We start from the raw sequence: 15,834 nt of genomic DNA on the forward strand, positions 1-15,834 counted from the left end.
ATTTACAGTAAATAAATTATTAAAATTTAAAAATATACTTAATATAAAAGATGTTAAAAATATTATGAAAAAAACAATTGATGAATTAAAAAATATTATATCAGATGAAGAAAAAGAAATTTCTTTTATTGAACAATTATCTCAAAAAAATATAAATATTTTGTTAAATAGAATAAAAAAAGATGTGCATAATGCTAATAAATATGCTTTATCAAATATTATAATTTCTATTTTAAATGATATTGATAATATAGAAAAAGCTATTGATTTATCCAGTTCTAATAAAAATTTACTTCCTGTGTTAGTAGAATTAAATAATATTTTAAAATTATTTAATAAATTGCTTAAAAAAAATAATGTGACAATAATTAATGAATCTAACATTATTTTTAATCCAAATATACATCAAGCAATAGCTATCTCAGAATCTGAACAAATTAAGTCAAATTTTATTATTGAGGTTATGCAAAAAGGATATAAATTATATGAACGTGTTTTACGTCCTGCTATGGTTGTAGTGGCAAAATAGAAAATATGTTATAATAAAAAAAATTAATATATTGTGAAAATATGGCAATGCATAAAAGTAATTTTACTGACAATAAATTACATATTGTTGAAAATAAAAAAGCATATTATAATTTTTTTATTGAAAAAAAAATTGAATCAGGTTTAATTTTAAAAGGATGGGAGGTAAAATCTATCCGAGAAAAAAAAATAGATATTAGTAATGGCTATTTATCTTTTAAAGATAATGAAATATATTTAGTTGGAATAAATATACAACCTTATACACAGAGTTATTATTCAGAAATATATCAATACCAACGTAACATAAAAGTGTTATTAACAAAAAAAGAAATACATTATTTATATGGTAAATATAAAATAAAAGGTTATACATTGATAGCACTGAATTTATATTGGAAAAAAGCTTGGTGTAAGCTAACAATAGCAATTGGTAAAGGAAAATCTAAACAAGATAAACGACTAAATATAAAAAATAGGCAATGGAATATACAAAAACAAATAATAACGAAAAGAATATTTAAATAATTTACTTAAAAATATTATAATATTAACATTTTATACTTTTTTTTTATGGATAAAGTTTTGGGTAAAAAAGACTACATCTGGATGCAGTATGCATTAATGCTAGCATATGTAGCAAAAAAAAATGGAGAAGTTCCTGTAGGAGCTATTTTAGTATTTAATGATTATATTATTGGCACTGGTTTTAATTGTTCTATTAAAAATAATGATCCAACAGCCCATGCTGAAATGATTGCATTAAAGGAAGGTGGAAAAATTTTAAAAAATTACAGATTATATAATACGACATTATACATAACATTAGAACCATGCCTTATGTGTTTAGGAGCTATTATACACAGCCGTATTTCGAGGTTGGTATTAGGTACAAAATATCAATTTAAAACTAATAAAATATATAATACAAATAATATTTTTACAAACCTAAAAAATAGAATTCAAATTGATGAATTAATAAATTGTCGCGTATATACTGATTTAATAAAAAATTTTTTTAAAAATAAAAGGTGTTAAATTGATTTTATAAATTAATTATTTTCTAAAATAACTACAGAAAAGACGTATTTTTTTTCATCACTAATACTTACATGAATTGACTTGATATTATATTTTATAAGCATATTTCGAGCTTGTTTTAAAAAAACAAGCTGTGGTTTACCAAAAATGTTATGTAATAATTCAAAGTTTTTCATTTTTATTTTATATCTTAAACCAATGCCTAAAGCTTTTGATAACGCTTCTTTTACAACGAATCTTTTTGCAATAAAATTTATTTTATCATTTATGTCATTTAATTTTTTTAATTCATTTTCTGACAATATTCTTTTTGCAAATTTGTTTCCAAAAATACTAACTATTTTTTTTATTCGTTTGAAACAAATAATATCGCACCCAATTCCTATAATTGACATTTTATTATATTCTTTGTAGTTTAAATGTTAAATGTAATTGAATATCTTTTCCTAAAAATTGACTTATATTTTTTGTAGCCAACATGTGACAAATTTTTATTTTTTTACCTTTTTTTCCGATAATTATTTTTTTATGTCTAATGTTTTTCACATATATTGTAGCATAAATTTGATATATATTATTTGTATCAATATAAAATAATTGAATTTTTATTTTGATACAGTAGGGTATTTCTTGATTTAAGAATTGTAAAAATTTTTCTCGAATAATTTCAGATATTATAAATTCTTTTGAATTTGTTGTGATTTTTTTTTTAGGAAATATATGTTTTGCCTTTGGCAAGTTTTTTGTTATTGATCTTGATAATAGGTTAATATTTTTTGCATATTTTGCAGATATTGGAATAATATCTAAAAAATTTTTTTTTTTAGATATTAAATCAATAAATGGTAATAATGTTTTTTTATTTTTAATATGATCGATTTTATTAATGACTAAAATTGTCGGTATATGTGTTTTATTGATTTTTTCTAAAATAATGTTTTCAATATTTCCCCAATTTATTTTATTAATAACAAAGATAATTATATTTATATAATTATTATTTTGAAGTATACTTTTTTTTTGATACGTAGGATATATTTCAATTCCTGGAGTATCAATATATATAAACTGATGTTGTATTACTGTTTTAATTCCAGTAATATTTTTTTGTGTTGTTCCTGATTTTTTTGAAATTATAGAAATTTTTTTATCAATTAGTTGATTTAAAATAGTTGATTTACCAACGTTCGTTCTTCCTATAATTCCAATGTATCCACAATAGGTATTTTTTTTCATTTTATACCTAATGTTATTAAAGCGGCAAGTGCAGCATTTTTTTCAGCTTTTCTTTTACTAGACCCAAAACCTATAACACTATATTTCATATTTAATATGTTACATTGTATTGTAAATAATTGATTGTGTGTTTCTCCATACACCTGTATTATAATATATTCTGGTAGAGAAAAATTTTTTGATTGTAAATATTCTTGTAATCTAGTTTTTGCATCTTTTTTTGTATTTTTTGGATTAATTTTGTTTAGTCTTGATGCGTACCATAATAATATTAGTTTATTGATAGTTAATATATTACTATCTAAAAAAATACCTCCAATTAGAGCTTCAATTGCGTTAGCTAAAATTGATTTTCTTTGTGCACCTCCGCTTTTAATTTCTCCTGGTCCTAATGTTAAATATCTTCCTAATTGAAATTCATTTGCGATTTTTGATAAAGTTTTTCCCCGGACTAATTTTGCACGCATTCTACTCATATCACCTTCATTAATATCTGGAAAATTTTTATATAATGCATGTGAAATAACAAAATTTAAAATTGAATCTCCTAAAAATTCTAATCGTTCATTATGTTGGTTACCTGCACTACAATGTGTTAAAGCTCGTTTTAAAATTTTTTTATTTTTAAAAGAATATCCAATGATTTTTTGTAACTTTTGTATCACAATATAATTCATATTTATTTAAATGTTTAGATTTAATTGGTTTTTCCAATACGGTGCAAATTGATATTAGTAGGATATTGATTAGCTTTTTGATTGAAGCTCATCCAGATATAATCTACTTTTCCAATAATGTTATTTTCTGGTACAAAACCCCAGAAACGACTGTCATAGCTATTATTACGATTATCTCCTAAAACAAAATAATTTTTAGGTGGTATGATCCATGTGTTTTTTGGTTGTGTAATTTGTAGAAAATATTTTTTTTTTATTTTTTGGTTTGCATGTGATATTAATATATGATATTTATAATGATCGATATTTTCTTTATAAATCATGCAATTATCATGTAAAATATTATCATTTTTTTTTATTTTATTAATACATGAAATATTTTTTTTTAAATTTTGATTTTCTGTAGTAATATTACTATCATATTTTTTAAAAATATATTGTTGAAAAAATATTTTTTCTTTTATATTTTTTTGGTTGTATTTTTCATAAATTGTAATAATTTGATTAATTGGATCATATATTATTTTATCTCCTGGTAATCCGATAATTCGTTTCACGAAATTTTGATTTTTGTTTTTAGGAAATTTAAATACAACAATATCACCTCTTTTAATATTATGATATTTTGTTATAAAATTTCCTGTAAATGGATTCTTTATTCCATAGAAATATTTTTTTACAATAATATAATCTCCGGGTAATAATGTTGGTATCATAGATTCTGATGGAATATAAAAAGATTCACAGCAAAAACATCTGACAATAAATACTAAAAATAGTACTGGAAAAAATGATGAGATTTTTTGAAAAAAACATCTTTTGTTGTATTTTTTATTATTAAGAATGTATGTTTTTTGAAATTCTAAATTATCTTGAAAAGACTTTTTTTTAACATAAAAAATTTTTTCAGCCAACCAGAATAATCCTGTAATAAATAATGATATCGATAAAATACCTAATAAAGTATCATTCATTTTTTTTCCTGTATTTTATAATCAGATTTTAATTAGATAATATTGTGAAAAATGCTTTTTTTGGTATTTTGATGTTACCAATTTTTTTCATTTTTTTTTTTCCAGATTTTTGTTTTTGTAATAATTTTTTTTTTCTACTAATATCCCCCCCATAACATTTTGATAGTACATTTTTTCTTAATTGTTGAATAGTAGATCGAGCAATAATATTATTACCGATTGCAGCTTGTATTGCAAGATTAAATTGTTGTCTTGGAAGTAATAATTTAATTTTTTCAACTATCTTTCTTGATTGATTGTACACGTTATTACGATGCATGATTAAAGATAATGCGTCAATTTTTACAGAATTGATTAAAATATCTAAGCATACTATATCAGTTTTTTTAAAACATTTAAAATGATATTCTAAAGAAGCGTATCCACTTGATAACGATTTCATTTTATCAAAAAAATTCGTGATAATTTCTGCAATAGGTATATCAAAATGTAATAATACTTGATGTGTATGATAAGTAATATTTTTTTGTGTTCCTCTTTTATTTAAACATAGGTTAATTATTTTACCAATATATTTTTCAGGTGTTAATATTTTACATTCTGCAATTGGTTCTCTTTGTTCTCGGATGTTTTTTATTTTATTTAAATCATTTGGATTATTTACATAAATAATCTTTTTAGTTATAGTTTCAATTTCGTACATTACAGTTGGTGTTGTAGATATTATTTCTAAATTATATTCTCTTTCTAATCTAGCTTGTATAATTTCCATATGTAAAACACCAAGGAATCCACATTTAAACCCAGATCCTAAAGCATGGGAATTTTCTGGTTCATAATATAATGCAGAATCATTTAAACTTAATTTCCCTAATGCAATACGAAAAATTTCATGTTTGTCTGTATCTATTGGAAATAATCCAGCAAATATTTTTGGGCGTATTTTTTGAAAACCTGGAATAGCATAAGTTGTTGGATTGACTGCTGAAGTAATTGTATCACCTACGCGAAAGGCTCCGGTGTCTTTAATTCCACATATCATCCACCCTATTTCACCACATTTTAAATATTTTTTATTTTTTTTTTTTGGAGTAAATATACCTACTGTATGTACAGTATAATTATTTTGGGTACTAAGTACTATAATTGTTGTACCTGGGTGTAATATTCCATTTTTAATACATACTAAAGATATGACACCTAAATAATTATCAAACCAAGAATCAATAATTAAAGCTTGTAATGTAACCTGTATTGATCCTGATGGTGCAGGAATTTTTTCAATAATTTTATCTAAAAGAGGGATAATACCTGTTCCATTTTTTGCAGAGCATTGTACAATATCTTGAGTATTAATACCAATCATATCATGAATTTCTTGAATCACTTTATTTGCATTAGCATTTGGTAAATCTATTTTATTTAATACAGGAATAATAGAAAGATTCATCTTTAATGCCATATTACAAGTAGCTAATGTTTGTGCTTCTACTCCTTGACAGGCATCAATAACTAATAATGCTCCTTCACAAGCATTTAATGATCTTGATACCTCATATGTAAAATCTACATGTCCGGGAGTATCAATAAAATTTAAATGAAATGTCATCTTTTTTTGATTTGTGTATTTTATTGTTACGCTTTGTGCTTTAATAGTGATGCCTCTTTCTTTTTCTAAATCCATTGAATCTAATACTTGATTTGACATTTCTCGAGTAGTTAATCCTCCGCAGATTTGTATAAATCGGTCTGCAAGTGTTGATTTACCATGATCTATATGTGCAATAATAGCAAAATTTCTTATATTTTTCATAATTTCTTAATTTTTTAAATTAAATAAAATATTTCAGGTGTTATAACTTCATATACTTATTATATTATATTGATATAATTAGTTATTCAATATTAATATTAATATACTATAATAAAATATTTTATTGCATAAAACATTTATAATTGTATTAATTAGTATTTATAATAGTTTTAATATAACATTATAATTTTATGAAAAATAAAAAAGTTATTGTTGCTATGTCTGGCGGAGTAGATTCTGCAGTTTCTGCATATCTTTTATTAAAAAAAGGATATGTAGTAGAAGGGATATTTATGAAAAACTGGGAAGAAGATGATAATGTAGATTATTGTGCTTCTGCTAAAGATTTATATGATACCCGTATAGTATGTAAAAAACTAGGAATTTATTTACATGAAGTAAATTTTTCTACAGAATATTGGGATAATGTTTTTGAAAAATTTCTTTTATCGTATAAACAAGGTAATACACCTAATCCTGATATTTTATGTAATAAAAAAATTAAATTTGGTTTACTTTTTGATTTTGTAATCTATCAATTACGTGCTGATTTTCTTGCAACAGGACACTATGCACAAATTAAATCCCTGAATAGAAAAAATATGTTAATAAGAAGTATAGATCTTCATAAGGATCAAAGTTATTTTTTATATACATTAAGTAATTATAAGTTAAAAAAAATATTATTTCCAGTAGGACATTTAAAAAAAAAAAAAGTACGTAATATAGCTCATAAAATTCATTTACATAATGCATATAAAAAAGATTCCACTGGGATTTGTTTTATAGGACCTCGAAAAATGCATATTTTTTTACATCGTTTTATTGGATATCGTTCAGGTAATATTGTTGACCAATATGGTTATATTATAGGTGTACATAATGGTTTGGTAAATTATACTATCGGTCAAAGAAAAAATATAGGCATTGGTGGAAGATTTGATAAACAAAATATGCCATGGTATGTTGTAGAAAAAAATTTTATTAAAAATAGTTTAGTTGTAGTACAAGGAAGAAAAAATATTCAATTGTTTTCTATAGGATTAATTGCAATTAATGTACATTGGATTAATAAAATTAATATTTTTAATAATTTATCCTGTACTGTAAAAGTTAGATATTGTGCAAACGATATAAAATGTAGAATTTATCTTTTAAATTTATATTCTGTAAAAATTATATTTGAAAAACCTATTTCTTCTATTGCTCCGGGACAATCAGTAGTATTCTACTCTCATAAAATTTGTTTAGGAGGGGGAGTTATTAAAAAAAGTATACCTTATGCATGATTTTTTTATAAATTCATTTAATTATAATTTTTTATGGAACATTATATATGAATGATGGTTTTTTATTATCAATTTCTCCAATAGATGGCCGATATCATAAAAATACAAAAATTTTAAAAAAAATATTTAGTGAATATAGTTTTTTAAGGTTAAGATTGAAAATTGAAATAAAATGGTTACAACAATTATCACAAATAGAAGATATTCATGAGATCCCAAAATTTGATAACATAATAAATAATTTTTTAGATAATTTAATAAAAAACTTTAATTACAAAGATGCATTAGAAATTAAAAAGATTGAACAAGTAACTAAACACGATGTGAAAGCTATTGAATACTTTTTAAGAAATAAAATTGCTTCTAATATTTCTAATTATAAAAATATTATTCATTTTATTCATTTTTCGTGTACTTCGGATGATATTAATAATTTAGCATATGCATGTATGATGAAAAAAACTGTATTTACAATATTAGTTCCATTATGGAAAAAAATTTTATCTTCTATAAAATTTTTTTCACATGATGCAAAAAGAGTAAGTATATTATCTAGAACACATGGACAACCTGCAACACCGACTACACTAGGTAAAATAATGACTAATTTTTATTATAGGATGAAAAGACAACTTATACAATTAAAAAATATTGTTATTTTAGGAAAGTTTAATGGTGCAACTGGTAATTATAATGCACACATTGCTGCTTATCCTAATGTAAATTGGCATCAAATTAGTCAAAATTTTGTTATTAGCCTAGGTCTACAGTGGAATCCTTATACAACACAAATAGAACCACATGATTATATTTCTGAAATTTTTAGTTGTATTGTACGTTTTAATACTATTTTGATTAATTTTAATCAAGATATATGGGGGTATATTACACTAGATTATTTTAAACAAAAAATTAAAAATGATGCAATTGGTTCTTCTACTATGCCACATAAAGTTAATCCTATTGAATTTGAAAAATCTGAAGGTAATTTGGGTTTAGCAAATGCTGTCATGAATCATATGATAATAAAATTACCAATATCAAGATGGCAGCGTGATTTAAGTGATTCAACTATTTTACGTAATATTGGTGTTGTAATTGGTTATTCTATTATTGCTTATGATGCTACATTATTAGGGTTGAATAAAATTGAAATAAATTATTATAATATTTCAAAAGATTTACATAATCGTTGGCAATTATTAGCTGAGCCAATACACACGGTAATGCGTCGTTTTGGAATTGTTGATTCATATGAACAATTAAAACAATTAACTAGAAATAAAAACATTACTAAAAATGATATACATGCATATATTGATAAATTACATATTCCAAAAGTTGAGAAACAAAAGTTAAAAAAAATAAATCCTAACAATTATATTGGGAATTCTATACAATTAGTCGAAAAAATATAAAGAATATTTATTTTTATTTTGTATTTTTATTTATACATAATATGTATTTATGATTTAAGGAGTATAATGGGATTTTTAAAAAATAAAAAAATTTTAATTACTGGTATTTTAAATAAGCACTCTATTGCATATGGAATAGCCAAAGCAATGTATAAACAAAATGCTACTTTAGCTTTTACTTGTTTAAATCAAAAAAATAAAAAAAAAATTAAAAAAATTGCTAAAGATTTTAATTCAAATATTGTTATTACTTGTAATTTTTTACATCATAATAATATAAAAAAATTATTTCAAAAACTGTATACATTTTGGAAAAGTTTTGATGGATTTGTTCATACTATTGCTTATACCCCTAAGCAACAATTTTCAAAAAATTACATTAATACAATTAATAGAAAAGATTTTATAAAAACACATTGTGTAACTTCATATAGTTTGATTTATATGATTCAAGAATGTCAAAAACAATTAAATTATGGATCTGCAATCGTTTCTTTAACATATATAGGTGCAAAAATAGCAATACCGTACTACAATATTATGGGTATTGCAAAAGCCTCTTTAGAGGCTAATATAAAATATATTGCAAATAGTATAAAATTTAATCAATTTAGAATTAATGCAATTTCTTCTGGTCCAATAAAAACAATTTCTTCTTATAATATTCCTAATTTTAATAAGATATTACATCATGCAAAAAGATTTTCTCCTATCCAACGACTAGTTACCATTGAAGAGATTGGTAATGTTGCTGCGTTTTTATGCTCTAATTTATCAAGTGGTATTACAGGTCAAATAATTTATGTAGATGGAGGTTCAAATATATCTCTTTTGAATCATTTATGTTAATTCCGTTTCATGAATAAAAAATTATTGTTGTTATTTTTTTGGAATCATTTTATGCTAACAAAAGAAGTTGTTTTAAAATCAGATATTCAATTAAATATACAAAATAAAAAAGTAGTAGGATTTATTAAAAAATATAATGATAGATTTGGATTGTTACAATCAAAACATAAATTAAATTATTTCATTCCAGAAAAATATATTAATCAATTTATGAATGGTGATAAAATTGTAGCTAAAATTTTATATAAAAAAAAAATTTTTTTTGTAGAACCATTATTTTTAATTAAACCGTTTTTATATAAATTTATTGGAAGTATAAAAAAAATAGGGATAAATTTTTTTATTCAACCACAATATCCTTTAATTAAAATTTTATTTTTTTGTTGTATTGATTATAAAAAGTTTCAAAATATTCAAAATGGAGATTGGTTTTTTGCAAAATTAATACATCATAAATTGAATTCTTCAAAAGCATTTCATGTATATTTACTTAAATGTATCGCTAGAACTAATGATAATTTTTTACCCTGGAAGGTTGTTTTATCGAATTATAATATAGATTATGTTCCGTGTAAAAAAAAAAATTATGATATTTGTTTAAAAAATAATTTATTTAGAATGGATTTAACTCATTTACATTTTATAACTATTGATAATAAAGATACTAAAGATATAGATGATGCTGTATTTTTAACTGATATTGGTGGTCAGAAAATTAAAATGATAGTAGCGATTTCCGACCCTACTTCGTATATTTCTCCGGGTAGTAAATTAGATATTATTGCATCTAAGAGATTATTTACTAATTATATTCCAGGATTAAATATTCCTATGTTACCACGCGAATTATCAGAAGGTATATTTTCATTACATCCAAAAAAAAAAAAGCCGGTTTTAGCGTGTGAAGTTTACATTGATAAATATGGTAATCTTTCTGAAGATATTAGTTTTTTTTTAGCTTGGATCAAATCTGAATCACAATTGAATTATCATGACGTTTCAAATTGGATTCAAAGGAAAGGATCTTGGAAACCAGATACAGATACTGCTAATCAGTTAAATTTGTTACATGTATTATGCAATAGAAGAATTCAGTGGCGTAAAAAAAATGCATTAATTTTTAAAGATCAACCTGAATATAGATTTTATTTTTCAAAAAAAAAAGATGTTGTAAAAATTTCTATGGAACATAAAACCATTGCAAATAAAATGATAGAAGAAGCTATGATTATAGCAAATATTAGTGCAGCAAAATTTTTATCTAAAAAATTAGGATTTGGTATTTATAATATTCATACTGGATTTCATAAAATTAATGCAAAAAATATCTCTTTATTATTAAAACAATATGATATTAATGTACATCATGAAAAAATTGTTACTTTAATTGGTTTTTGTAAATTATATCGTTTATTAGAAAAATCTTCTAATGGTTATATCGAACATAGAATTAGACGATATCAATCTTTAGGTACAATGAGTATAACTCCAAAACCTCATTTTGGACTGGGATTTAAAGAGTATTTAACATGGACTTCCCCAATACGTAAATATAGTGATATGATTAATCATAGATTATTAAAAGATGTAATTTTAGGAAATCCTGCCAATAAACCCAGCGAAAAAATTCTATTAGATATCATAAATTGTAAACGCCGTAATCAATTCATCAAAAAGAATGTAGAAAGTTGGTTATATATTAAATTTTTTCACAAATATCATCAATGTAAAAAAATTTTTATGGCAAAAATATTTGACATATTACCATCTGGTATAAAAGCACGTTTATTAATTAATGGAGCTAACATATTCATTCCTATTATATATATTACGCGTATTAAAAATGAATTAATTTGTGATCAAAAAAATGGAATTTTATATTTTCAAAATAAGGAATTATACCGTATTTCTAATATATTATCAGTGATAATTATTAAAGTTAAAATTTTAGAACGATTAATTATTGCTAAACCTTTTATTTAATTATGTTTATACCGTGTAATTAAAATTATCAAAAATTGATTTTAATAATTTAATATATTAAATAATATATATTGTAATTTTAAGAGCTTAAATGATTTATGATTTGATATTGATATTAAAAATTTTTAGGAGTATTTTTGAATAATTTATATTTAAACATTTTGATTTATATACATTTTTTTGCAGGATTGTTTGCTGTGATTAATCCTATAGGTATGATTCCTATATTTATAGGAATGACAGCTTTTTATTCTCCAAAAGATAGGAACAGGATTAATATTATTTCCAATATTGCTGCAGCTAGTATATTAATTATTGCATTATCTATTGGTGGAATAATTTTAGATTTTTTTGATATTTCTATAGAATCATTTCGTATTGCAGGAGGGATATTAATTATCAGTATTGCAATACCTATGATTAATGGTACATTAATGAATAATTTAGTGAATAAAAAGAATAAAAATAATGTTTTATACAAAAAAGATAATATTAGTATTATACCATTAGCTATGCCATTAATTGCTGGTCCAGGAGCAATTAGTTCAACAATTATTTGGAGTACTCATCACAATAATTGGAATGAAATGTTAGGATGTATAATTGTTATATTATTATTTTCATTTTTATGTTGGATATTATTTCAGATTGCACCTTTTTGTATTAAAATTCTTGGATCAACGGGTATTAATATTTTAACAAGAATTATGGGTTTATTATTAATGTCTTTAGGTATTGAATTTATCATTGCAAGCATGAAAATTATTTTTACAAAAATATTATAAATAATATATAATATATACATATATATATTGATTTTGAAAATTTATTTTTTGATACAATATGAATTTTATGAATAGTAGTTTTTCACATCCGGTTATTATTCGTGACTTTGGAATATGTTCGTGGAGTTATATTTTTAATAATATGAACCATTTTACTAATGTCCGTAATCAACATACAATAGATGAAATTTGGTTTGTAGAACATTATCCAGTATATACAAATGGACAAATTGGTAATAGTGAGTTTAGAAGTAGTATTCACAATATTCCAGTAATACCCACTAATCGTGGGGGAAAAATTACGTATCATGGTCCGGGACAACAAATTGTATATTTATTATTTAACTTAAAGCGACTAAAAATTAATATTCGGAGATTATTATCTTTTATAGAAAAAATTGTATTAAATACATTATATGTTTTTTCTATTATTGGTAATAATAATATAAATCCAGGAATATATGTAGAAAACAAGAAAATTTGTTCTATTGGATTACGTATCAAGAAATATTACTGTTTACATGGATTTTCATTAAACATAAAAATGGATTTACGTCCATTTAAATATATTGATCCTTGTGGAGATAAAAATATTATCATGACACATATGTATAATATCAAAAAAAATATATCTTTTCATAATGTCAAAAATGTATTAATAAAAAATTGTATTTCATTTTTTAATTTAACATGTGTGTCTATACAAGATGTATATTAATTTCATTTATATATCATTATATTTGTTATATTGTTGTTGATTATATTGGAAATCAAATGAATAATGAAAAAAATAAAATACTGGAAAAATATTATAATTTAAAAAATATTGATAAAAATGATACACTATCTAAACCATCGTGGATTAAAATACAATTACCACAGTCATTTAAATACATTAAAAAAATAAAAAATATTCTTAGAAAGCATTCTTTGAATACTGTATGTGAAGAAGCGTTATGTCCTAATTTACCGGAATGTTTTAATAATCGTACTGCAACATTTATGATTTTAGGAAACATATGTACTAGAAAATGTCCTTTTTGTGCTGTCAAAAAAGGTCGACCATATCATGTGGATGTTCATGAGCCAAAAAAATTATCTGAAGTAGTGTTTCAGATGGGTATTACATATGTTGTTATAACATCTGTTAATCGTGATGATTTAAAAGATGGTGGTGCGCAACAGTTTGCTGAATGTATTAAAAAATTACGTATTAAAAAGAATATAAAAATTGAAATTTTAGTACCTGATTTTCGTCATGCATTAAAAAGAGCAATAAATATTATATCCGATAATCCTCCAGATATTTTTAATCATAATTTAGAAAACGTACCGAGATTGTATCATATTATTCGCCCAGGAGCGAATTATAAAAAGTCATTATATTTATTAAATGCTTTTCGTAAAAAAAATCCTCATATTTCAACAAAATCAGGTTTAATGCTGGGTTTGGGAGAAAAAAAAAAGGAAATTATCCAAGTATTAAAAGATCTTAGATCTAATGGAGTAAATATGTTAACATTAGGTCAATATTTGCAGCCTAGTATAAATCATTTAAAGGTACAAAAATATATCAAACCAATAGAATTTGAATATTACAAAAATGAAGCATTATCGATGGGTTTTACTCACGCATTTTGCGGTCCGTTGGTACGATCTTCATATCATGCTAGTTTACAAAGTAAATAATTATTATTTGTATAAATAATTATAAAATTTTATGAAATTATTTTAATAATGATTGGATAGATTATGTCAATTATTTCTGAAAATTTAAAGAATCCAGAGATTATCATAGCATTAGATTATGTAGATAAAAAGTCTGTATTTAATTTAATAGATAAAATTGATCCAAAACTATTTAAATTAAAAATTGGTCATAGTATGTTTATTAAGTTTGGTATAGAATTAATTAAAGAAATCAAAAGATTAAAATTTGATATTTTTTTAGATTTGAAATTATATGATATACCAAATATTATGTTTAAATCTATTTCTATAATTTCAGAACTAGGAATTTGGATGACCAGTGTACATGCTTCTGGAAGCGGAAATGTTATGGAATATGCTAAATTAGCATTAAGGAATTTTAATAAACCGCCGTTATTAATTGCTATAACTACATTAACTAGTTTTTCAGAATGTGATTTATATCAAATTGGTATAAAAAATTCTTTACCAAAATATATTTTACAGTTAGCAAAATTAACTAAATTATATCAATTAGATGGAGTGGTATGTCCAGGATTTATTGCAAAAAAAATAAAGAAAAATTTTGGTAATGATTTTAAAGTTGTTGTTCCTGGTATAAGGTTTATTAATCATAATCCACATGATCAGAATTTTGTTACTTATATTGAAGAAATAAAAAAATATCATATGGATTATATTGTAATTGGTAGGACTATTACTACATCTTCTAATCCTGTAAAAGATTTGTATAGAATATGGAATTATGTTAATACCCGTTAAATTAAAATTTACTACTTGATTGAGAAAATATGAAAATTAAACGTATACAAGATGCTATTTTACCAACTCTTTGGGGAGAATTTAAAATTATTGGTTTTCAAGAGAAAGGTAACGATAAAAATCATGTTGTTTTGACATATGGTAATATAAATCATAAAAAACCAGTATTAGTTAGAATTCATTCAGAATGTTTAACAGGAGATGCGTTATTTAGTTTAAGGTGTGATTGTGGAGAACAATTAAAAACATCACTTGCATTGATTGCTGAGTCAGGTAGCGGGATATTAATTTATCATAGGCAAGAAGGTAGAAATATTGGTTTATTAAATAAAATTAAGGCATATCATTTACAAGATCAAGGATTAGATACAGTAGAGGCAAATCATAAATTGGGTTTTTCTGCCGATGAGAGAGATTTTACTATTTGTTCTGATATATTAAAGTTAATGCATATTAAAAAAATTATACTACTAACAAATAATCCATTAAAAGTAAAAATATTAGTTAATGCCGGGATTAATATTGTAAAACGAATGAATTTAATTGTCAAAGATAATCCAAAGAATAAAAAGTATTTAAATACAAAAATTAATAAAATGGGTCATTTAATTTCTTAAATCATAATTATATTAAATATATGTATTATTAAAAATTATTTCATAATACATAAATTTTTTATAAATTAGTTTATAAATATTATTGATAGTATTTATAATATGTATCTTGAATATATTGTATAGATGATTAATAATATAAAACAAATTTTGAT

Annotated in this window: 17 protein-coding genes; 12 read left to right on the forward strand and 5 right to left on the reverse strand. The window is 23.0% G+C overall.

Annotation, left to right across the window (positions count from 1 at the left end; translation table 11 throughout):
• Positions 1-64: 64 nt before the first annotated feature.
• From D9V78_RS00870 to tadA, 3 genes are read left to right on the forward strand one after another with little or no spacing between them, the layout of a single operon-like run.
• A complete protein-coding gene (locus tag D9V78_RS00870) occupies positions 65-529 on the forward strand; it encodes a nucleotide exchange factor GrpE (RefSeq protein ID WP_158350508.1) in 465 nt (154 codons plus the stop codon).
• A 47-nt stretch (positions 530-576) separates the two neighbouring features.
• Entirely contained in the window at positions 577-1,056 is a 480-nt protein-coding gene (gene smpB, locus D9V78_RS00875; RefSeq protein WP_158350510.1) for an SsrA-binding protein SmpB, read from the forward strand.
• Positions 1,057-1,101: 45 nt separating this feature from the next.
• Positions 1,102-1,566, forward strand: coding sequence for a tRNA adenosine(34) deaminase TadA (tadA, locus tag D9V78_RS00880; RefSeq protein ID WP_158350513.1), 465 nt, complete (start codon positions 1,102-1,104; stop codon positions 1,564-1,566).
• A gap of 14 nt (positions 1,567-1,580) precedes the next feature.
• Here the strand turns inward: tadA and acpS are convergent, their stop codons facing one another.
• From acpS to lepA, 5 genes are read right to left on the reverse strand one after another with little or no spacing between them, the layout of a single operon-like run.
• Complete coding sequence (gene acpS / locus D9V78_RS00885; RefSeq protein ID WP_158350515.1) at positions 1,581-1,964, reverse strand: holo-ACP synthase; 384 nt, start codon at positions 1,962-1,964, stop codon at positions 1,581-1,583.
• 4 nt (positions 1,965-1,968) lie between these two features.
• The gene (gene era / locus D9V78_RS00890) at positions 1,969-2,805 is read right to left on the reverse strand and encodes a GTPase Era (RefSeq protein ID WP_158350517.1); all 837 of its coding nucleotides are present in this window, start codon (positions 2,803-2,805) and stop codon (positions 1,969-1,971) included.
• A complete protein-coding gene (gene rnc / locus D9V78_RS00895) occupies positions 2,802-3,482 on the reverse strand; it encodes a ribonuclease III (protein ID WP_158350519.1) in 681 nt (226 codons plus the stop codon). Before rnc ends, era begins: the two co-directional genes overlap by 4 nt.
• A 20-nt stretch (positions 3,483-3,502) precedes the next feature.
• A complete protein-coding gene (gene lepB, locus D9V78_RS00900; protein ID WP_158350521.1) occupies positions 3,503-4,456 on the reverse strand; it encodes a signal peptidase I in 954 nt (317 codons plus the stop codon).
• Positions 4,457-4,484: 28 nt separating this feature from the next.
• On the reverse strand, positions 4,485-6,269 hold the full coding sequence (lepA, locus tag D9V78_RS00905; RefSeq protein ID WP_158350523.1) for a translation elongation factor 4: 1,785 nt from the start codon (positions 6,267-6,269) through the stop codon (positions 4,485-4,487).
• Positions 6,270-6,460: 191 nt separating this feature from the next.
• On the opposite strand from lepA, the gene mnmA reads away from it, so the two are divergent.
• The 9 genes from mnmA to ribA all read left to right on the forward strand — a co-directional run bounded on the left by mnmA (position 6,461) and on the right by ribA (position 15,682).
• On the forward strand, positions 6,461-7,558 hold the full coding sequence (mnmA, locus tag D9V78_RS00910) for a tRNA 2-thiouridine(34) synthase MnmA (protein ID WP_158350525.1): 1,098 nt from the start codon (positions 6,461-6,463) through the stop codon (positions 7,556-7,558).
• 47 nt (positions 7,559-7,605) lie between these two features.
• Positions 7,606-8,976, forward strand: a complete 1,371-nt coding sequence (purB, locus tag D9V78_RS00915; RefSeq protein WP_158350527.1) for an adenylosuccinate lyase — start codon at positions 7,606-7,608, stop codon at positions 8,974-8,976.
• Positions 8,977-9,042: 66 nt separating this feature from the next.
• Positions 9,043-9,825, forward strand: coding sequence for an enoyl-ACP reductase (locus D9V78_RS00920; protein WP_158350529.1), 783 nt, complete (start codon positions 9,043-9,045; stop codon positions 9,823-9,825).
• Between the two features lie 9 nt (positions 9,826-9,834).
• Positions 9,835-11,808, forward strand: coding sequence for an exoribonuclease II (locus tag D9V78_RS00925; RefSeq protein ID WP_158350531.1), 1,974 nt, complete (start codon positions 9,835-9,837; stop codon positions 11,806-11,808).
• Between the two features lie 137 nt (positions 11,809-11,945).
• On the forward strand, positions 11,946-12,593 hold the full coding sequence (locus D9V78_RS00930; protein WP_158350533.1) for a YchE family NAAT transporter: 648 nt from the start codon (positions 11,946-11,948) through the stop codon (positions 12,591-12,593).
• 58 nt (positions 12,594-12,651) lie between these two features.
• A complete protein-coding gene (lipB, locus tag D9V78_RS00935) occupies positions 12,652-13,311 on the forward strand; it encodes a lipoyl(octanoyl) transferase LipB (RefSeq protein WP_261978904.1) in 660 nt (219 codons plus the stop codon).
• 44 nt (positions 13,312-13,355) lie between these two features.
• Positions 13,356-14,282, forward strand: a complete 927-nt coding sequence (gene lipA, locus D9V78_RS00940; protein WP_410051743.1) for a lipoyl synthase — start codon at positions 13,356-13,358, stop codon at positions 14,280-14,282.
• A gap of 69 nt (positions 14,283-14,351) precedes the next feature.
• Entirely contained in the window at positions 14,352-15,065 is a 714-nt protein-coding gene (gene pyrF / locus D9V78_RS00945) for an orotidine-5'-phosphate decarboxylase (protein ID WP_158350959.1), read from the forward strand.
• 29 nt (positions 15,066-15,094) lie between these two features.
• Positions 15,095-15,682, forward strand: coding sequence for a GTP cyclohydrolase II (gene ribA, locus D9V78_RS00950; RefSeq protein WP_158350538.1), 588 nt, complete (start codon positions 15,095-15,097; stop codon positions 15,680-15,682).
• Positions 15,683-15,834 lie beyond the last annotated feature (152 nt).

The organism is Buchnera aphidicola (Sarucallis kahawaluokalani) (assembly GCF_005080725.1).
GTDB classification, from domain to species: domain Bacteria; phylum Pseudomonadota; class Gammaproteobacteria; order Enterobacterales; family Enterobacteriaceae; genus Buchnera_L; species Buchnera_L aphidicola_AF.